Source organism: Streptomyces chattanoogensis, assembly GCF_001294335.1.
Lineage (GTDB): Bacteria > Actinomycetota > Actinomycetes > Streptomycetales > Streptomycetaceae > Streptomyces > Streptomyces chattanoogensis.
Window position 1 is genome coordinate 1 of sequence record NZ_LGKG01000045.1, and the last position, 581, is coordinate 581.

1 pseudogene is annotated in these 581 nt (G+C 71.6%); it reads left to right on the forward strand.

The features are described from left to right. Nucleotides 1–93 precede the first annotated feature (93 nt). Nucleotides 94–581 (forward strand): annotated as a pseudogene (locus tag ADL29_RS07505) (type IV secretory system conjugative DNA transfer family protein); the annotation flags it as partial.

The window sequence follows — 581 nt, forward strand, 5'->3', positions numbered from 1 at the left end:
CTGGCCCGTACGAAGCTGGGCACGGCGAAGGTGGAGCCGAACAAGGTCACCGTGCCGTACGCGCTCCCGGCCGGGGAGGCGACCAACGCGGACATGGCCAAGAGCCTGCCCCGGGTCGCGTCCGCGCTGGACGTGCCGACCACGGCCGTGCGCTACCGGCCCGACCCCGAGTCGGCGCGCAAGGGCGAGTTGGTCATCGTCCCGAACGACATGCTCAAGGAAGTCATCTGGTACCCGGGCCCGTCCGCCCCGGGCGGCTCCATCGCGGAACCGCTCGTCATCGGGGTGTACGACGACGGCCGGGAGCTGCACCTCACCCTCCCGCAGGCAATCCACCTGCTCGTCATGGGCGTGACCGGCTCCGGCAAGACCGAGGCGGCTCTCGACGTCATGGCGGAAGTCCTCACCCGCCGGGACGTGGCCGTGTGGCTGTCGGACCCGAAGCGCGGCCAGGACCTCGGGGAGGCGTTCGGCGCGTGCGACTGGGTCGTCACGACGCAGGACGGGGCGGCGGTGATGATCGCAGCGTTCGAGGCGGTCATCCCGGCCCGGCAACTGTGGCTCGGCTCGCACTCCTACCG